The 17,324-nt window shown below is 58.3% G+C and carries 17 protein-coding genes; 12 read left to right on the top strand and 5 right to left on the bottom strand.

What is annotated here, in order from left to right; genetic code table 11:
- Nucleotides 1-100 precede the first annotated feature (100 nt).
- Complete coding sequence (locus tag ACQQ2Q_RS01040; RefSeq protein ID WP_428185163.1) at nucleotides 101-961, bottom strand: 23S rRNA (adenine(2030)-N(6))-methyltransferase RlmJ; 861 nt, start codon at nucleotides 959-961, stop codon at nucleotides 101-103.
- A gap of 75 nt (nucleotides 962-1,036) precedes the next feature.
- Here ACQQ2Q_RS01040 and ACQQ2Q_RS01035 point away from each other — a divergent pair, with 75 nt between their 5' ends.
- The 3 genes from ACQQ2Q_RS01035 to ACQQ2Q_RS01025 are packed head-to-tail and all read left to right on the top strand — an operon-like array spanning nucleotide 1,037 to nucleotide 4,567.
- Nucleotides 1,037-3,157 (top strand): molybdopterin oxidoreductase family protein, encoded by a 2,121-nt coding sequence (locus ACQQ2Q_RS01035; RefSeq protein WP_428185162.1) that lies wholly within the window; start codon nucleotides 1,037-1,039, stop codon nucleotides 3,155-3,157.
- Nucleotides 3,154-3,753 carry an NUDIX domain-containing protein gene (locus ACQQ2Q_RS01030; protein ID WP_428185161.1) on the top strand — a complete coding sequence of 200 codons (600 nt, stop codon included), beginning with the start codon at nucleotides 3,154-3,156 and terminating at the stop codon, nucleotides 3,751-3,753. Before ACQQ2Q_RS01035 ends, ACQQ2Q_RS01030 begins: the two co-directional genes overlap by 4 nt.
- Before the next feature lie 22 nt (nucleotides 3,754-3,775).
- Nucleotides 3,776-4,567: an SDR family NAD(P)-dependent oxidoreductase gene (locus tag ACQQ2Q_RS01025; RefSeq protein WP_428185160.1), complete on the top strand. Its 792-nt coding sequence runs from the start codon at nucleotides 3,776-3,778 to the stop codon at nucleotides 4,565-4,567.
- Nucleotides 4,568-4,574: 7 nt separating this feature from the next.
- Here the strand turns inward: ACQQ2Q_RS01025 and ACQQ2Q_RS01020 are convergent, their stop codons facing one another.
- The 4 genes from ACQQ2Q_RS01020 to purM all read right to left on the bottom strand — a co-directional run bounded on the left by ACQQ2Q_RS01020 (nucleotide 4,575) and on the right by purM (nucleotide 9,366).
- Nucleotides 4,575-5,513 (bottom strand): omptin family outer membrane protease, encoded by a 939-nt coding sequence (locus ACQQ2Q_RS01020; RefSeq protein WP_428185159.1) that lies wholly within the window; start codon nucleotides 5,511-5,513, stop codon nucleotides 4,575-4,577.
- A gap of 140 nt (nucleotides 5,514-5,653) precedes the next feature.
- On the bottom strand, nucleotides 5,654-7,516 hold the full coding sequence (locus ACQQ2Q_RS01015; RefSeq protein ID WP_428185158.1) for an ABC transporter ATP-binding protein: 1,863 nt from the start codon (nucleotides 7,514-7,516) through the stop codon (nucleotides 5,654-5,656).
- Nucleotides 7,517-7,639: 123 nt separating this feature from the next.
- The gene (purN, locus tag ACQQ2Q_RS01010; RefSeq protein WP_428185157.1) at nucleotides 7,640-8,296 is read right to left on the bottom strand and encodes a phosphoribosylglycinamide formyltransferase; all 657 of its coding nucleotides are present in this window, start codon (nucleotides 8,294-8,296) and stop codon (nucleotides 7,640-7,642) included.
- The gene (gene purM, locus ACQQ2Q_RS01005) at nucleotides 8,293-9,366 is read right to left on the bottom strand and encodes a phosphoribosylformylglycinamidine cyclo-ligase (RefSeq protein WP_428185156.1); all 1,074 of its coding nucleotides are present in this window, start codon (nucleotides 9,364-9,366) and stop codon (nucleotides 8,293-8,295) included. Before purM ends, purN begins: the two co-directional genes overlap by 4 nt.
- Nucleotides 9,367-9,663: 297 nt before the next feature.
- Between purM and ACQQ2Q_RS01000 the strand changes: the two genes are divergently transcribed.
- The 9 genes from ACQQ2Q_RS01000 (at nucleotide 9,664) to ACQQ2Q_RS00960 (ending at nucleotide 17,237) form a co-directional block, all read left to right on the top strand.
- Nucleotides 9,664-10,800 (top strand): AI-2E family transporter, encoded by a 1,137-nt coding sequence (locus tag ACQQ2Q_RS01000; protein WP_428185155.1) that lies wholly within the window; start codon nucleotides 9,664-9,666, stop codon nucleotides 10,798-10,800.
- Nucleotides 10,793-11,518 carry a DnaA regulatory inactivator HdaA gene (gene hdaA / locus ACQQ2Q_RS00995; RefSeq protein ID WP_428185154.1) on the top strand — a complete coding sequence of 242 codons (726 nt, stop codon included), beginning with the start codon at nucleotides 10,793-10,795 and terminating at the stop codon, nucleotides 11,516-11,518. Before ACQQ2Q_RS01000 ends, hdaA begins: the two co-directional genes overlap by 8 nt.
- Nucleotides 11,519-11,568: 50 nt before the next feature.
- Nucleotides 11,569-13,761 (top strand): RNA degradosome polyphosphate kinase, encoded by a 2,193-nt coding sequence (locus ACQQ2Q_RS00990; RefSeq protein WP_428185153.1) that lies wholly within the window; start codon nucleotides 11,569-11,571, stop codon nucleotides 13,759-13,761.
- 10 nt (nucleotides 13,762-13,771) lie between these two features.
- Entirely contained in the window at nucleotides 13,772-15,292 is a 1,521-nt protein-coding gene (gene ppx / locus ACQQ2Q_RS00985; RefSeq protein WP_428185152.1) for an exopolyphosphatase, read from the top strand.
- A 367-nt stretch (nucleotides 15,293-15,659) separates the two neighbouring features.
- Nucleotides 15,660-15,899 (top strand): hypothetical protein, encoded by a 240-nt coding sequence (locus ACQQ2Q_RS00980; protein ID WP_428185151.1) that lies wholly within the window; start codon nucleotides 15,660-15,662, stop codon nucleotides 15,897-15,899.
- Nucleotides 15,900-15,995: 96 nt separating this feature from the next.
- Nucleotides 15,996-16,235 carry a hypothetical protein gene (locus ACQQ2Q_RS00975; protein WP_428185151.1) on the top strand — a complete coding sequence of 80 codons (240 nt, stop codon included), beginning with the start codon at nucleotides 15,996-15,998 and terminating at the stop codon, nucleotides 16,233-16,235.
- Nucleotides 16,236-16,331: 96 nt separating this feature from the next.
- Complete coding sequence (locus ACQQ2Q_RS00970; RefSeq protein WP_428185150.1) at nucleotides 16,332-16,571, top strand: hypothetical protein; 240 nt, start codon at nucleotides 16,332-16,334, stop codon at nucleotides 16,569-16,571.
- 96 nt (nucleotides 16,572-16,667) lie between these two features.
- The gene (locus tag ACQQ2Q_RS00965) at nucleotides 16,668-16,904 is read left to right on the top strand and encodes a hypothetical protein (protein WP_428185149.1); all 237 of its coding nucleotides are present in this window, start codon (nucleotides 16,668-16,670) and stop codon (nucleotides 16,902-16,904) included.
- Between the two features lie 96 nt (nucleotides 16,905-17,000).
- Nucleotides 17,001-17,237, top strand: a complete 237-nt coding sequence (locus ACQQ2Q_RS00960) for a hypothetical protein (protein WP_428185148.1) — start codon at nucleotides 17,001-17,003, stop codon at nucleotides 17,235-17,237.
- The last annotated feature ends 87 nt before the right edge of the window (nucleotides 17,238-17,324 follow it).

The following is a 17,324-nucleotide window of genomic DNA, read 5'->3' as shown; positions in this document are numbered from 1 at the left end:
CTAATCGTTTAATTCAATTAACGAGGATTGATTAGGTAATGCAAATAAATCAGTGCTTCTTGCGCTTTGATGGTTAAGGTTCGGATTTAATTAAATTTTTTCAAATCTTCTCGGATTCGCCTCTAAGCCAGAAGCAACGCTGCGACGCATAGCGATCGACGCCCAGAATTTTCTTCAACTCCGGCAGCAGTGTGTGCAGTTCATCCTTGAGCGTGAAGGGTGGGTTGACGATCACGAGTCCTGACCCGGTCAGCCCTGTAATATCGCGATCGCTGCGCACCAGAAGCTCGGCGCAGAGCATTTTCGGGATTTCCAGATCCTGCAGTGCCTGATGAAACTCTTCGATGGGTGCGCCCTTCTTGATCGGATACCAGAGGCAATAGGTGCCGGTGGCAAAACGGCGATAGGCCTTTGCCAGTCCGTCTGCGATGCGAAGATATTCACCGTCCTTCTCGAATGGCGGATCGACCAGCACGATGCCGCGCTTTTCCTTCGGCGGCAGATGTGCGCCCAGTGCCAGCCAACCGTCCAGTTCGGTCACGCGCGCCTGAAAATCACCCTCGAAAAGGCGCGCAAGTGCGCGGTAATCATCCGGATGCAGTTCCATGGCCGAAAGCCGGTCTTGCGGGCGAAACAACATCCGCGCGAGCTTCGGCGATCCCGGATAGACCGTCACCGGTCCCTTGGGGTTCAGCTCTCGCACCGCGTCGAGATAGGGGGAGAGCAGCGCCTTCGCCTTGGGCGACAGCTCGGCCTCCAGCAAGCGTCCGATGCCGTCCTGCCATTCGCCGGTCTTCTGCGCTTCCTCGCTCGAGAGATCATAGACGCCAATTCCAGCATGCGTATCGAGCACGCGAAAGGCCTTGTCTTTCTGCTGCATATAGACGACCAGGCGCGCCAGCACCGCATGCTTCAACACATCCGCAAAATTGCCGGCGTGATAGATGTGACGGTAGTTCATCTGCGATCCTGATGTGTTCTATGATTTATGGAAATGGGGCTTTTGAGCCCGCGCTGCTTGCCATATAGAAAAGCAATGAACATCGCCAGTCCCAACACCTCCCGCACCATCGGTCATACGGTCTGTCCGCATGACTGTCCCTCCGCTTGCGCACTTGATGTCGACCTCGGGCCGGATGGCCGTGTGGGCCGGGTGAGGGGCGCTGCCGACAACAGCTACACCGCCGGTGTCATCTGCGCCAAGGTCGCCCGTTATGCCGAGCGCATCTATCATCCTGACCGCCTGATGACGCCTAAGCGTCGCACCGGCGCAAAAGGGGAGGGTGTCTGGCAGGAGATCTCGTGGGAGGCGGCCCTCGATGAAGCAGCCGAAGGCCTGCTGAAGGCCGAGCAGAACCATGGGGCAGACGCGGTCTGGCCCTATTTCTATGCCGGCACGATGGGCCAGGTGCAGCGCGATTCCATCGAGCGGCTACGTCACGCCAAGCGTTATTCCGGTTTCTTCGGCTCGATCTGCACCAATATGGCCTGGACCGGCTATGTGATGGGCACAGGCGCTTTGCGCGGCGCCGATCCGCGCGAGATTGCCAAGGCCGATTGCGTTGTCATCTGGGGTACCAATGCGGTGGCCACCCAGGTCAATGTGATGACCCATGCCGTCAAGGCGCGCAAGGAGCGCGGTGCCAGGATCGTCGTCATCGATGTCTACGATAATCCGACGATGAAGCAGGCCGATATGGCGCTGGTTGTCCGGCCGGGCACAGATGCGGCGCTCGCCTGCGCGGTCATGCACATTGCGTTCCGCGATGGATATGCCGATCGCGCCTATATGGACAAATACACGGACGATCCATCGGGCCTTGAGGCGCATCTGAAGAGCCGGACACCGCAATGGGCAGCATCGATCACGGGCCTATCCGTCGAGGAGATCGAAGCCTTTGCGGCTTTGGTGGGCCAGACCCGGAAAAGCTTCTTCCGGCTCGGCTACGGGTTCACCCGCCAGCGCAATGGCTCCGTTGCCATGCATGCCGCATTGTCGGTGCCGACGGTACTTGGTTCCTGGCAATATGAAGGTGGAGGTGCCTTCCACAACAATGGCGGCATCTACCGCTTCGACAAATCGCTGCTGATGGGCACGGCCTATGCCGATCCCACCGTGCGTTCGCTCGATCAGTCGCAAATTGGCCGCGTCTTGACGGGCGATGCCGAGGCCCTGCGCCATGGCGGGCCGGTGACGGCACTTCTCATCCAGAACACCAATCCGGTGAACGTTGCGCCTGAACAGCGGCTGGTCAAGCAGGGCTTCCTGCGCGACGACCTCTTCACCATTGTCCACGAGCAGTTCATGACGGATACGGCTGCTCTTGCCGATATCGTCCTTCCGGCCACAATGTTCATGGAGCATGACGACATTTATCGGGGCGGTGGCCACAGCCATATCCTACTTGGACCCAAGATCGTCGAGCCGCCGGACACCGTGCGCAGCAATCTCTACGTGATCGAGGAACTGGCCAAACGTCTCGGCATCGCCGATATGCCGGGCTTCGGCATGGATGAGCGCCAGCATATCGACCGTATCCTGACCGGTGCCGGACATCCCGGCATTGACGTGCTGGAGCAGGAAAAATGGTTCGATTGCCAGCCGCCCTTCGAGGACGCGCATTTCCTCAACGGGTTTGGCCACGCGGACGGCAAGTTCCGGTTCAGCCCTGACTGGGCGGGGACAGTCACACCCAACAGTCCGCCGGACACGATCGGCAATATGGGACCGATGGCCGAATTGCCGCGTTTTCCGGACCAGGTCGATATGATTGAAGCAGCCGATGAGGTTCACCCCTTCCGCCTGACCACATCGCCCGCGCGTAACTTCTTGAACTCCACCTTCGCCGAGACCAGGACCTCGTCCGATAAGGAAGGGCGGCCACAGGTGATGGTCGCGCATGCCGATGCCGAGCGTCTTGGCATTGAAAACGGCGATCTGGTGAAACTTGGAAACAACCGAGGCGAAATCCGCATCCATGCCCGGGTGACGGGGGAGGTCAAGGCAGGCGTTCTGGTCGCCGAGGGCTTGTGGCCCAATAAGGCCCATGTCGATGGCGAGGGTATCAATGTACTGACCGGTGCCGATGCCGTGGCGCCGCATGGGGGCGCGGCGTTCCACGACAACCGTGTCTGGCTGTGCAAGGAAACCGCATGAGCAAATTCGACAGGACGACAATAGACGTTGTCTCCGACGAGACCCTGTGGGACGGCTGGAGCCGCCTGCGTCGCGTGACCTTCGACTACACCGGGGACGATGGAAAAACCGACCGGCTGGATTGGGAAGTGTTCGATCGCGGTGAAGCGGTGGCACTCTTCCTGTTCAACAGCCAGCGCCAGACAGTGGTGCTCGTGCGCCAGTTTCGCGTCCCGGCTTTTCTGCGCGGCGATCATGCCTTCCTGCTGGAGGTGCCGGCCGGCGCACTGGAAAAGGACGAGGATCCGGCACAAGCCATCTGCCGCGAGGCGCTGGAGGAAACCGGCTACAAGGTCGAGGCGCCGACCAAACTGTTTTCGCTCTACATGTCGCCAGGCGCTGTGACCGAGAAAGTGCATTTCTACAGCGCCTCGGTTGACGATTCCGCCAAGGTGGCAGCAGGCGGCGGCCTGGAAGACGAGCATGAAGACCTGGAACTGTGCGAGCTCCCTCTGGATGAGGCGCTGGCGATGATCGAAAGCGGCACCATTGTCGACGGCAAGACGGTTGTCTTCCTGCAATGGGCAGCGCTCAACCGCGACCGTCTCTTCAACTAGACATTCAGATCGGGAGAAACGCATGGCATCGACTTCTGCCAAATGGGCGCTTGTGACCGGCGCAACGGGCGGACTGGGTCAGGCGTTCTGCCATAATCTGGCGCGCAGAGGCTATAACATCGTCGTCACGGCGCGCAGCGAGGAGGCCTTGGCGGCGCTCGCTGACGCCCTCAGGTCCGCCCATGGCGTCGAGGTCGTGGCTGACGCTGCCGATTTGAGCCAGCCAGGTGCCGCCCGGCAGTTGAAAGCGGCGCTGGAACGTCGCGGCATCACCGTCGATGCGCTCGTCAACAATGCAGGCTATGGCTGCCACGGTCGCTTCATCTCTCACACGGTTGAGGATGAATTGGGCATGATCGATGTCAATATCCGCGCCTTGACCGAACTTTGCCATCTCTTTGCAGCAGAGATGGTCAAGCGTGGCGGCGGGCATATTTTGCTGGTCGCAAGCGCAGCCGCATTCCAACCCATTCCAGGCTACGCGGTCTATGCCGCCACCAAAGCCTATGTGCTGTCGCTTGGCTATTCCTTGCGCGAGGAACTGCGGCGCAAGAATATCAAGGTCAGTGTGCTCTCGCCGGGACCGACCGAAACCGGTTTCTGGTCACGCGCTGGTCATACTCTCAATCCACTGGTGGGATCCTTCATGATGGATGCTCAACCGGTGGCGGAAGCGGGACTTGAGGCACTTTTCAGCGGCAGGGCAGGCGTGGTGCCAGGCATCGCCAACAAGCTGGCGGTCCTCACCGCGAGGATTTTCCCCCGCAGCCTGCTGGCCAAAGGCGCGGCCTATGTCATGAGCCGCCAGAAATGATCGCGGATCAGAAGCTGCCCTTCAGGCCCGCGCCGACATAGATGGTGCGAAGCGTGGCTCCCGCAGCCTCGTCATACGAATTCCGTACGCCCGTCGATGTGTTGTAGGTCTTGGTGTCGCCACGGCCGAGATTGGTGAAGTCGTAATTGGCCGTCAGATAGAGCGACGCTTTCGGTGTAAGCGTGTAGGACGCCCCAAGGCTTGCGCCGAAGGTCGGGGCAAAATCGAACTCGTCAGTGAATTCCAGATCGCGAAGCCAGTGGTTGTCCGTTGCCTTGGCGGCAAAGGCAAAACCGCCCTCAAGCCCGCCGTCGATGCTCAGTCGCCCGAATTTGCGCGAACCGTCGATATGCGCATAGGCGGTTGGAATCTGCTGGCGATAGGTGATGACTTTTTCTCCGTCGGTGAACGTGCCCGACGTGTCGCGCGTGCCAGTGGTACTGTAGAGGTAGGAACCGCCGCGTGAGGTCCATTGCAGGTCGGTGTATTTTACCCCGATACCGCCTGACAGCGTGTTGCGCGGGTCATCGACAAATTTACGATTGATTTCGATGCCGCCACTGTAAAAATGATCAAGCCCGGTGTCGGGGTGAATGGAACGGTCACTCCAGCCGCTCTTGCTGGTATCGATGTAATAAGGACTGATCCAGTCATAGTCGGTCATCTTGCCGTCGCCCTTGAAGCCGACGCGGCCATTGACTTTAAGCTGCCACTCGGGCGCAATCTCTATGCCAAGCGATCCGCGCAGAACTGGCACATTCTTGGTTTCCCAATCCAGTTCGCTGATCTTGAAACTGCCGGAATGGACCGTTTCCGTGGCATAGATATCCATGATGCCGGCATCGATGGAGCCGGAGATCAGGTTGTCGTCTGCGGCTGCATGATGGACCGCACCAGCTGTAAAAAGGCAGACGGCGAGGCTGAAATATTGACGCGAATTGGACACGCTCGACACTCCGCTGACGCTCTATTCGCCTGAAAACAAGGCAAAACCATATTGCGAGAATGTTCGCATAATATAGTTAATTATAGATTTATGTGGTACTAATTCACGCGCGTAGCGACGTCACGCAACGTGCGCCAAGCTTAGTCCGTCGCGTCCTCGCGTGAGGCGATATAGCCGCCGGTCTGGCGCTGCCACAGCCGCGCATACAGGCCGTCTTGTGCCAGCAGACGATCGGGGCTCCCCTGTTCGACAATGCGTCCCTTGTCGAGAACGATGATCCGGTCCATGCGGGCAATGGTCGAAAGCCGGTGGGCAATCGCGATCACTGTCTTGCCATCCATGAGCATGTCGAGCTTTTCCTGAATGGCGGCCTCCGCCTCGCTGTCCAGCGCCGACGTTGCCTCGTCCAGCACCAGGATCGGGGCATCCTTCAGCAGCACACGGGCAATGGCCACGCGCTGGCGCTGGCCCCCCGACAGACGTACCCCACGGTCGCCGACAAAGGCTTCGTAGCCGGTACGCCCTTCGCCATCCTTCAAGTCTGCGATAAATTCATCGGCGCGGGCAAAGCGTGCTGCATTTTCCACCTCCTTCTGTGTCGCGCCCGGCCGGCCATAGAGAATATTGTCGCCAATGGAGCGATGCAGCAGCGACACGTCCTGGGCAATAAACCCGATCTGGGCGCGCAGGCTTGCCTGGGTGACGCCGGCGATATCCTGACCGTCGATGGCAATCTTCCCGGCGTCCAGATCGAAGAGCCGTAGCAACAAGCTGACCAGTGTTGTCTTGCCGGCACCGGACAGACCCACAAGGCCGACCTTTTCGCCTGAACGAATGGAAAGAGAGAGGTCGTGAATGACGGCCTGCTTCTGGTGATATTCAAAGCCGATATTGTGGAACTCGATTGCACCACCGGTGACGTTCAGGGCAGGGGCATTCGGCTGATCGACCACCTTTGGCGGCGTGACCAGAACCGGCATGGCATCGCGGATCGTGCCGACGGCTTCGAAGATCTGCTGACCGAGGCTCAAGAAACCGCGCGAATTGGCTGAAAGCCGTTGTGTGATCGTCACGGCGGCAACGAATTCGCCAATCGATACGAAGGACGTAGCCAGTCCCCAGACACTGACGCCGAAGATGGCGATGAACAACAGCACATTAGAGGTGATAACCGCAAAGTCAGCAGTGAGGCCGATACGGCGTTCGCGGAACTGCGCGTGTATCGATTTTCCAAGCACCTTGCGAAGCGCTCCGGCCTCGCTGTCTTCGGCGGCAAAAAGTTTCACGGTCTGGATGTTGCTGTAGAGGTCCGTCATTTCGCCGACCACCCTGCTGCGGGCCTTGGCCGCCGCCTTTGCGGTCGCACTGAAACGCGGAATCGCCTGTTTTGCAATGACGATGTTGACCGCGATCCAGCACAAGACAGGCAGCGTGAGCGGCCAAGCAAGGGCAGCGAGAAGTGCCACAGAGCCCGCCATCTGTACGAGGGAGATAGGCAGCGTCCAGACCGCTGCCGCCAACTGCTGCTTAACCGCTGAGGCGACTTGGGCAATACGGCTCGCGACTTGACCCGCGAACAGGTCGTGGAAAAAGCCGATGTCCTGACGCTCGACCGCCTGGTGACCATGCCACTGAATAAGGACGGGCAACGATACAGAAAGCACATGCACGCCGATCGTATTGCAAAGAAAAATCAAAGCAGGCGTAACCGGAAAGAACAGGAAGACGAAAGCGGCCAGCTCCCCGCGGTGCGCGCTGAGATAGGGAATGGCCCCTTCACTCGAGACGCCGTCGACCATATGCGCTATGCCCCACAGTATCGTCAGGTTTACAATCTCAACCAGAGCCGAGAGTGCAAGGACGATAAAGAGCGTCGCAGGCGCCATTTTGACGAAGTGAAACAGCAGCCGCAACGGTCCCTCAGAGGGGATCGGACGGTACGGAACCTCAAGCGGGCGCAATATTCTCTCGAAAGGGCCGAAAATACGGTCGGACAACGTCATGACGGCTCCGCGGGCAAAAATTCGTTCGGAATGAAAATAAGCACGCGCAGTAAAACATGAGTCCCGGCCATCCGGGAACCCGTCGAATGTGACGAAGGGATATTCGCCTGCAACCGATCGTATTCAGACCGAGAGGACGAAGCCGCTCTTGTCGGTTGCTGTGCTGGTCGAGATCACACGACCTTCAGCGGACATGGTCACGTTCCCCAGCGCCACTTGCCGCAACGCTTCCGGGTAAAGTTTATGCTCGACGGTGAGCACGCGCGCGGCCAGAGCGTCGGATGTGTCGGTTGGCAGCACCGGAACGACGGCCTGACCGATGACAGGGCCTTCGTCCATGCCGGCGGTGACGAAATGCACCGTGCAGCCGCTGACCCGCATCCCTGCATCAATCGCCCGGTCATGGGTATGGAGCCCCGGAAAGAGCGGCAGCAGGGATGGATGGATATTCAGGATGCGGCCTTCATAGGGGGTAATGAAATCGGCCGATAGCAACCGCATATAGCCCGCCAGGCAGAGGAGGTCCGGTTTCAGCTCGGCGAGCTTCTGCAGGATCGCCTGTTCGTGAGCGTCCTTGCTGGCGTAATCCTTTCGCTGGAATGCGAAAGTCGGCACGCCCAGGGCGCTGGCTTTTTCAAGTCCGCCAGCAGTAGCCTTGTCGGACATGACCGCAATGATCTCGGCGGGGAAATCCTCCGCTTTGGTTGCGGCCAGGAGGGCAAGCATGTTGGAGCCGCTACCAGAAATAAAGGCAACGACGCGCTTGCGGGCTTGGCTCATAGGGCAAGCTCGCCTGTATAGATGGTACCCGGAGCACCGTCTTCACGGGCAACCATGCGTCCAAGCGTGAACACGGTCTCACCTTCAGCGGCAAGAGCGTCCGCAACGCGCGCGGCATCGGCTGCTGCAACGACGACGATCATGCCGACGCCGCAATTGAAGGTGCGCAGCATTTCGTTGCGGGCAACGCCGCCGGTCTTCGACAACCAGGAGAAGACGGCCGGCGGCTTTATGGAGGCCAGGTCGATTTCCGCAGCCAGATGCTTGGGCAGGACGCGCGGAATATTTTCCGGAAAACCGCCGCCTGTAATATGGGCAAGCGCCTTGATGGCACCGGTCTCGCGGATCGTCTTCAACAATGGCTTCACATAGATCCTGGTGGGTGTAAGAAGGGCCGCGCCCAGCGAAACACCCTCGGCAAAGGGTGCCGGAGCCTCCCAGGCAAGGCCGGAAAGTTCAACGATCTTGCGCACCAGCGAAAAGCCGTTGGAATGCACACCGGAAGAACCGAGGCCGAGGATCACATCGCCTTCGGCAAGATCGCCCGCCGGCAGCAGCTTTCCGCGTTCGGCTGCACCGACGGCAAAGCCGGCAAGGTCGTAATCGCCACGGGAATACATGCCCGGCATTTCTGCCGTCTCGCCACCGATCAGCGCGCAACCCGACTGGCGGCAACCCTCGGCAATACCCTCGACGATGGCCGCACCCTGATCGGGGTCAAGCTTTGCCGTGGCAAAATAGTCGAGGAAGAACAGGGGCTCGGCCCCTTGAACGACGAGGTCGTTCACGCACATGGCCACCAGGTCGATCCCGACGGTGTCATGGATATTGGCGTCGATGGCGATCTTGAGCTTGGTGCCGACGCCATCATTGGCCGCGACCAGAACCGGATCGGTAAAGCCTGCAGCCTTCAGGTCGAACAGACCGCCGAAGCCGCCGATTTCTCCGTCGGCACCGGGGCGCCGGGTGGAGCGGACAGCCGGCTTGATTTTCTCCACCAGCAGATTGCCGGCATCGATATCCACGCCTGCATCGCTATAGGTCAGACCGTTCCTGTCAGACTGGCTCATTTCTTGTCTCCGCGGCTCGCGATTGTTGCGGTGGCAATTGCATGACAGCGCGTCGGATGCAAGGCGCTAGGCCCTCAACCCGCTGGTTTTTTGCCGTCCCCGATGCCTATCCTGCTGGTGGCGGCCGTGCAGGTTCTTGTAATAACGGTAGTTCGCCCCCAACTCGGCACGGGTCTGCACCCCATACGAGAAAGCGAACGGCCTTGCTCCCCGGCGCGCGCTGTCATATTCGTGAATGCACGCGCGAAGCGGCCGTCATCGACAAAAAATACGACCCGAACCGAAGAAAGATAACGCATGTCCCAACAGATCAGCGGCTCAGGCCTGCGTCGCCAAGTGCTCTTCTGGGTTGGCGCGCTTGCCGTCTTCATCCTCTTCCTGATGACATTCAGCTCCATCCTGCTGCCCTTCATTGCCGGGATGGCGCTGGCCTATTTCCTGGATCCGGTGGCGGATCGACTGGAAAAGATCGGCTTGAGCCGCATGTGGGCCACGGTCGTCATCCTGCTCTCTTTCATCGTCGTTTTTGTTCTGTCGTTGATGATCATCATCCCGGTGCTGGCAACCCAGCTCAATGATTTCATTCAGCGTGTGCCGCAATATCTCACCGACCTGCAAAATCTCGTTGCCCATTCCAATGCAAGCTGGCTGCCCAGCTGGCTGGAAAGCCAGACCAGCACGATCCGCGAGAACTTCTCCAAATATCTGTCCGAGGGGGTGAGCTTTCTCGGCACATTGCTGGCGCAGATCTGGAATTCCGGCAAGGCCATCGTCGATGTGGTCTCATTGCTGGTGGTGACGCCGGTGGTTGCCTTCTACCTTCTGCTCGACTGGGACCGCATGATCGCCAAGCTCGATAGCCTAGTGCCGCGTCGTTACCTGTCGGATGTGCGTGAGGTCTCGCGGGAAATGGACCGGACGATTGCCGGCTTCGTGCGCGGGCAGGGCTCGCTCTGCCTCATTCTCGGCATCTATTATGCCGTTGGCCTGTCCCTGATCGGGGTGAATTTCGGTCTTCTGATCGGTCTCTTCACCGGCATGATCAGCTTTATCCCCTATGTCGGCTCCACTGTCGGCCTGCTGTTGGCCGCAGGGATCGCCGCCGTCCAGTTCTGGCCGGATTATTGGCATCTTGTCATTGTCATTGCCTTCTTCCTCTCCGGCCAGTTCATCGAGGGCAATATCCTGCAGCCCAAGCTGGTCGGTTCCAGCGTCGGCCTGCATCCGGTCTGGTTGATGTTTGCCCTTTTTGCCTTTGGCGCCCTGTTCGGTTTCGTCGGTGTTCTTGTCGCCGTACCGGCGGCAGCCGCCGTCGGTGTGCTTGTCCGCTTCGCGGTCAGGCGGTATCTTGAGAGTGATTTGTACGAAGATCCTGCGGCATCCAGCAAGGTGCCGGAAGGCATGGCCGGAAATAGAACTGAAGCAGATGCGTGAGTTGAAAAAGGTTGTCGCAAGGCCCCGGACCAGCGAACAGTTGCCCTTTGCCTTTGAACACAGGGCGTCGTCGGGTCGCGATGATCTCCTGATTTCAGAGCGGATGGCCGCTGCCGTGGCGATGATCGACAATTGGCCAGCCTGGCCATCGCCTGTGGTGATCATCACCGGGCCGGGAGGTTCGGGAAAATCGCATCTCGCCGATATCTGGAGACAGGCATCCGGCGCGCTCGATATCCATCCTTTAGCCGGCGCCGGTGCCTCTGAGGTTGCCGCAGCCAGCCCGGTGGTGTTCGAGGACGCTGACCGGACCGGTTTCGATGACACCGAACTGTTCCATGTCATCAATAGCGTCAAGCAAAACGGCCAGTCTCTGCTGATGACGGCGCGCGCATGGCCGCTATCCTGGGATGTCGAACTGGCAGATCTGAAGTCACGGTTGAGGGCCGCCACCATGGTGGAGATCGGCGAGCCGGACGAAGGCGATTTGGCGCAGTTGATTGTAAAACTGTTTGCGGATCGCCAGCTTAATATCGATGACAAGATAGTCGATTATATCGTTCCAAGGATGGAGCGGTCTTATGGGGCGGTGCAGGCCGTTGTCGAACGTATCGACACATTGGCGCTGGCACGGCGCACGAAAGTGACACGATCGATTGCCTCCGAAGTCATCAGTGCCCTGTCTGATGAGTTGGCGGGAGACGATCTGTCACAGTAAAGTCGTGCAACTGTTATATTGACCGCGGGAAATGAATTGAGAGGGTTGAAATGGACACGGTAGCGACGGAACTGAACGCGGAAAACAATAACGAGGTTGATGCGCAGGAGGCCTTGCTCACGAGCCCTGAACGTTTCATCAACCGCGAATTTTCCTGGCTTCAGTTCAATCGTCGTGTTCTGGAGGAAACCTTGAACACCGCGCATCCGCTTCTGGAGCGGATCAGGTTCCTCTCTATTTCGGCTGCAAACCTGGATGAATTCTTCATGGTGCGCGTGGCTGGCCTTGAAGGTCAGGTGCGCCAGGGTATTTCCATCAAGAGCCCCGATGGCAAGACGCCTGTCGAACAGCTGGAAGATATTCTCAAGGAAATCGACAACCTTCAGATGGAGCAGCAGGCCTCCTTGGCTGTCCTGCAGCAATATCTCGCCAAGGAAGATATTCTGATCGTGCGCCCGGCTGCGCTGTCGGGTCAGGACAAGGCCTGGCTGGAGACGGAATTCGGCGAATCCATTTTCCCGGTTCTGACACCACTGTCCATCGATCCGGCCCACCCGTTCCCCTTCATTCCCAATCTCGGCTTTTCCATGGGTCTTCAGCTGGAAAGCAATCGGGGCCGCGAGCCGATGACGGCGCTTTTGCGTCTGCCGCCGACGCTCGACCGCTTCGTGCGACTGCCGGATGAAAATTCGGCCATCCGCTACATCACGCTGGAAGATGTGGTGGGCATGTTCATCCACCTGCTTTACCCCGGCTACAAGGTCACCGGTTTCGGTACCTTTCGCATCATCCGCGACAGCGATATCGAAGTGGAAGAAGAAGCCGAAGATCTGGTGCGTTTCTTCGAGACAGCGCTGAAGCGCCGCCGCCGCGGTTCGGTGATCCGCATCGAGACGGATTCCGAAATGCCGGCATCGCTTCGACATTTCGTGGTCCATGAACTGGGCGTGCCGGACAACCGCGTGGCTGTCTTGCCGGGTCTGCTTGCCCTCAATACCATTTCGGAGATCGCCAAGGCGCCGCGCGACGACCTGCGCTTTGATCCTTATAATGCCCGATTTCCAGAACGCGTTCGCGAACATGCCGGTGATTGCCTGGCTGCGATCCGCGAAAAGGACATGGTCGTTCATCACCCTTATGAGAGCTTCGACGTCGTGGTGCAGTTCCTGCTTCAGGCCGCGCGCGATCCCGATGTGCTGGCGATCAAGCAGACGCTTTACCGCACATCCAATGACAGTCCGATCGTTCGTGCCCTGATCGATGCGGCCGACGCCGGCAAGTCGGTGACGGCCCTGGTCGAACTGAAGGCCCGCTTTGACGAAGAGGCCAATATTCGCTGGGCCCGCGATCTTGAACGGGCTGGCGTACAGGTGGTGTTCGGTTTTATCGAGTTGAAAACCCACGCCAAGATGTCGATGGTGGTTCGCCGCGAAGACGGTAAGTTGCGCACCTATTGCCATCTCGGCACCGGCAATTACCACCCCGTGACCGCCAAGATCTACACCGACCTTTCCTTCTTCACCTGCAATCCGAAGATTGCCCACGACATGGCCAATGTCTTCAACTTCATCACCGGCTATGGTGAGCTGGAAGAGGGTATGAAGCTGGCGGTGTCGCCCTATACAATGCGTCCGCGCATCCTCAAGCACATCGCCGAAGAGATCGAGCATGCGCGCAATGGCCGCCCTGCCACGATCTGGATGAAGATGAATTCTCTGGTCGACCCGGAGATCATCGACGCGCTTTACAAAGCGAGCGGTGCCGGAGTCGATGTCGATCTGGTCATCCGCGGCATCTGCTGCCTGCGCCCGCAGGTTCCGGGCCTCTCCGACAATATCCGTGTGAAGTCGATCGTCGGGCGCTTCCTGGAACACAGCCGCATCTTCTGCTTCGGCAATGGTTATGGTCTGCCCTCAGAGAAGGCGCAGGTCTATATCGGCTCGGCTGACATGATGCCGCGCAATCTCGACCGACGCGTCGAAACAATGGTTCCCCTGATCAATCCGACGGTCCATGAACAGGTGCTGACGCAGATCATGCTGGGCAATCTCATTGACAATCAGCAGAGCTACGAGATATTGGCCGACGGCACGTCCCGGCGTATGGAAGTCAGGTCGGGTGAGGAACCGTTCAACGCGCAACACTATTTCATGACAAACCCCAGCCTGTCGGGCCGTGGAGAGTCGTTGAAGGAAAGTGCGCCGAAGCTGATGGCCGGATTGATCTCCGGACACAAACAATAACTGGAACTTCATGACCAGATCAGAAGCGCAGGGGCGCCTTCCCGGAATAGCCCCTGTCTCGGTGATTGACATAGGATCGAACTCGATCCGTCTCGTGATCTACGAGGGATTGTCCAGGGCACCCGCGGTGCTGTTCAACGAGAAGGTCCTGTGCGGTCTCGGCAAGGGGCTCGCGGGCACCGGCCGGATGGACGAGGTCGGTATCAAGCGCGCGCTCGATGCGCTGCACCGGTTCCGGGCACTGTCACGACAGGCGCAGGCAACCGCACTTTATGTGCTGGCGACTGCTGCGGCTCGAGAGGCCGAGAACGGCCCTGCCTTCATCGAGGAGGCCGAACACATCCTCGAACAGGACGTCCTCGTTCTGACCGGTGAAGAGGAAGCCCTTTATTCCGCTTATGGCGTCATTTCCGGGTTTTATGAACCCGATGGTATCGCCGGAGATCTGGGCGGCGGATCGCTCGAACTGATCGACATCAAGGGCAACGAGGTCGGCAAGGGCATAACTCTGCCGCTCGGTGGCTTGCGTCTTTCGGAAACGGCGGGCGGTTCTCTTGAAAAGGCCTGTGCCTTTGCCAAGAAGCAAATCAAGAATGCCAGAATGCTGGAAGATGGCGCCGGCCGAAAATTCTATGCGGTCGGCGGCACATGGCGAAACATCGCCAAGCTGCACATGGAAATCAAGGGATATCCCTTGCACATGATGCAGGGATACGAATTGCCTGCAGCCGAGATCGGCCAGTTCCTTGATGAAATCATCTCCGGCAGCAATGCCAAGGAAGACGCCTGGGGCACCATTTCCAAGAACCGCCGGGCCTTGATTCCTTACGGAGCGGTTGCGCTTCGCGAGGTGCTGGATGTCATGAAGCCGGCCAGTGTCTGCTTTTCGGCACAAGGCGTCCGCGAGGGCTATCTGTATTCGCTTCTCTCCGAGGAGGAAAAAGCCGCCGACCCGCTTGTCACGGCTGCCAACGAGCTTGCCATCCTGCGCGCGCGTTCGCCCGAGCATGCGCGCGAGATCGCGGACTGGACGGGCCGGATGATGCCCTTCTTTGATATTGAAGAGACGCTGGAAGAAAGCCGCTATCGCCGCGCCGCCTGTCTCCTGGCAGATATCAGCTGGCGTGCCCATCCCGACTATCGCGGCCTTCAGGCTCTCAATATTATCGCGCACTCCTCCTTTATCGGTATCAGCCATCCTGGACGCGCATTCATCGCTCTTACCAACTACTTTCGCTTTGAGGGCTTGAACGACGACAAGCGCAGCGGAACGCTGGCGACAATCGCCACCGACCGATTTCTCGATCGCGCCAAGCTTCTCGGTGGCCTGTTGCGGGTGGTCTATCTGTTTTCAGCCTCCATGCCGGGCATCGTGCAGAACCTGACATTCATGCCGAGCACCAAAGACGATATCGACCTGGAATTTGTGGTGCCCGAAGCCTATCGCGACTTTGCCGGCGAGCGTATCGAAGGTCGCCTGCAACAGCTTGCCAAACTGACCGGCAAGCGACTGGCCTTCCGCTTCGAATAAAGAACTCGTCATTGTCGAGACCCGTCAGTCAGCCTCTGTCTGGAGCGCTGGCTGCTGCTCTTTTAGGCTTTGCATTGCTTTTTGACAGGCAGCTTGCGCAGATCTTGAGCGAAAAATAGGCTCATCAAAAATGCTTCACGGCGGTGTGACTTCCCTTGAATTCCCAACTTGTCGAAAGAGGTGAAGGGCTAAGTCATTGAAATTACTCAATCGAAAGTTATAAAAAACAACAGTTGTATTGTTCAATTATCGGCAACAATGCGGTCGCATTTCGACGCCTTGCTAATCGATCTCGAAACCCCAATTTCTCAATCATCGGCTCCCAAGACCGAACACGAAATTAAAACGAGAATAAGGAAACACGATCATGAACAAGGTATTTGCAGCAGCTCTTCTCACCGCCATTGCCGGCGCATCCTCTGCTTACGCTATCGAGCCAATTCAGGGTTCGATCCCATCGAGCGCCCGTCTTGAAAAGGCACCTGTCGGCAGCTCTTTCCAGAACCAGTTCTACGCTGATGGCAACCAGTACCGCGAAACTTATGTCGTCGCCCCCGACCACAGCGTTTCGCTCGTCAACCGCGAACAGCTTTCCAACAACAGCTAATCGCGACCAACTGAACAATAACAAGCAGTCGTCCAGCGATGCGGCCATGGCCGCTCGCGACGGCGAAGCTCACCCAGGAAACAAGGAAACACGATCATGAACAAGGTATTTGCAGCAGCTCTTCTCACCGCCATTGCCGGCGCATCGTCTGCTTACGCTATCGAGCCAATCCAGGGTTCGATCCCATCGAGCGCCCGTCTTGAAAAGGCACCCGTCGGCAGCTCTTTCCAGAACCAGTTCTACGCTGATGGCAACCAGTACCGCGAAACCTATGTCGTCGCACCCGACCACAGCGTTTCGCTCGTCAACCGCGAACAGCTTTCCAACAACAGCTAATCGCGACCAACTGAACAACAACAAGCTGTCGTCCAGCGATGCGGCACTGGCCGCTCGCGACGGCGAAGCTTACCCAGAAAACAAGGAAACACGATCATGAACAAGGTATTTGCAGCAGCTCTTCTCACCGCCATTGCCGGCGCATCGTCTGCTTACGCTATCGAGCCAATTCAGGGTTCGATCCCATCGAGCGCCCGTCTTGAAAAGGCACCCGTCGGCAGCTCTTTCCAGAACCAGTTTACGGCCAACGGCAATGAATATCGCGAAACCTATGTCGTCGCCCCCGACCACAGCGTTTCGCTCGTCAACCGCGAACAGCTTTCCAACAACAGCTAATCGCGACCAACTGAACAATAACAAGCAGTCGTCCAGCGATGCGGCACTGGCCGCTCGCGACTGCGAAGCTTACCCAGGAAACAAGGAAACACGATCATGAACAAGGTATTTGCAGCAGCTCTTCTCACCGCCATTGCCGGCGCATCCTCTGCTTACGCTATCGAGCCAATTCAGGGTTCGATCCCATCGAGCGCCCGTCTTGAAAAGGCACCTGTCGGCAGCTCTTTCCAGAACCAGTTTACGGCCAACGGCAATGAATATCGCGAAACCTATGTTGTCGCACCCGACCACAGCGTCTCGCTCGTCAACCGCGAAATGATGTCCAATCAGTAATCGCAAGATACTGAACGACAATAACAAAGCGTATCACGTGTCGGCTCTAGGCCCCCGTGACGATCAAATTGAACCAAGAAACAAGGAAACACGATCATGAACAAGGTATTTGCAGCAGCTCTTCTCACCGCCGTCGCCGGCGCATCGTCTGCTTACGCTATCGAGCCAATCCAGGGTTCGATCCCGGCCACAGCTCACCTTGAAAAGGCACCCGTCGGCAGCTCTTTCGAGAACCAGTTCACCGCCAATGGCAATGAATATCGCGAAACCTATGTTGTCGCTCCCGACCATAGCGTAACACTGGTCAACCGCCAGCTTCTGTCGCACGACTAAGCGATGCTGGACTGACATTGCAATGGAGCCGGGCCGATGGCCCGACCCATCTTGTGTGGTTTCATTCCATACGCAAATGGCCGAAGG

It is taken from the genome of Agrobacterium sp. ES01 (assembly GCF_050320885.1).
In the GTDB taxonomy this organism is placed as follows: domain Bacteria; phylum Pseudomonadota; class Alphaproteobacteria; order Rhizobiales; family Rhizobiaceae; genus Allorhizobium.
Note: the sequence above shows the minus strand (reverse complement) of the source record. Positions and strands in the feature narration are given on the sequence as shown.

Coding starts and splice junctions, on each gene's coding strand:
- ACQQ2Q_RS00970 (WP_428185150.1), top strand. CDS start 16,332: ATGAACAAGGTATTTGCAGCAGCTCTTCTCACCGCCATTGCCGGCGCA.
- ACQQ2Q_RS00980 (WP_428185151.1), top strand. CDS start 15,660: ATGAACAAGGTATTTGCAGCAGCTCTTCTCACCGCCATTGCCGGCGCA.
- ACQQ2Q_RS00960 (WP_428185148.1), top strand. CDS start 17,001: ATGAACAAGGTATTTGCAGCAGCTCTTCTCACCGCCGTCGCCGGCGCA.
- ACQQ2Q_RS01035 (WP_428185162.1), top strand. CDS start 1,037: ATGAACATCGCCAGTCCCAACACCTCCCGCACCATCGGTCATACGGTC.
- ACQQ2Q_RS00990 (WP_428185153.1), top strand. CDS start 11,569: ATGGACACGGTAGCGACGGAACTGAACGCGGAAAACAATAACGAGGTT.
- ACQQ2Q_RS01015 (WP_428185158.1), bottom strand. CDS start 7,516: ATGACGTTGTCCGACCGTATTTTCGGCCCTTTCGAGAGAATATTGCGC.
- ACQQ2Q_RS01000 (WP_428185155.1), top strand. CDS start 9,664: ATGTCCCAACAGATCAGCGGCTCAGGCCTGCGTCGCCAAGTGCTCTTC.
- purN (WP_428185157.1), bottom strand. CDS start 8,296: ATGAGCCAAGCCCGCAAGCGCGTCGTTGCCTTTATTTCTGGTAGCGGC.
- ACQQ2Q_RS01030 (WP_428185161.1), top strand. CDS start 3,154: ATGAGCAAATTCGACAGGACGACAATAGACGTTGTCTCCGACGAGACC.
- ACQQ2Q_RS01040 (WP_428185163.1), bottom strand. CDS start 961: ATGAACTACCGTCACATCTATCACGCCGGCAATTTTGCGGATGTGTTG.
- purM (WP_428185156.1), bottom strand. CDS start 9,366: ATGAGCCAGTCTGACAGGAACGGTCTGACCTATAGCGATGCAGGCGTG.
- ACQQ2Q_RS00975 (WP_428185151.1), top strand. CDS start 15,996: ATGAACAAGGTATTTGCAGCAGCTCTTCTCACCGCCATTGCCGGCGCA.
- hdaA (WP_428185154.1), top strand. CDS start 10,793: ATGCGTGAGTTGAAAAAGGTTGTCGCAAGGCCCCGGACCAGCGAACAG.
- ACQQ2Q_RS00965 (WP_428185149.1), top strand. CDS start 16,668: ATGAACAAGGTATTTGCAGCAGCTCTTCTCACCGCCATTGCCGGCGCA.
- ACQQ2Q_RS01025 (WP_428185160.1), top strand. CDS start 3,776: ATGGCATCGACTTCTGCCAAATGGGCGCTTGTGACCGGCGCAACGGGC.
- ppx (WP_428185152.1), top strand. CDS start 13,772: ATGACCAGATCAGAAGCGCAGGGGCGCCTTCCCGGAATAGCCCCTGTC.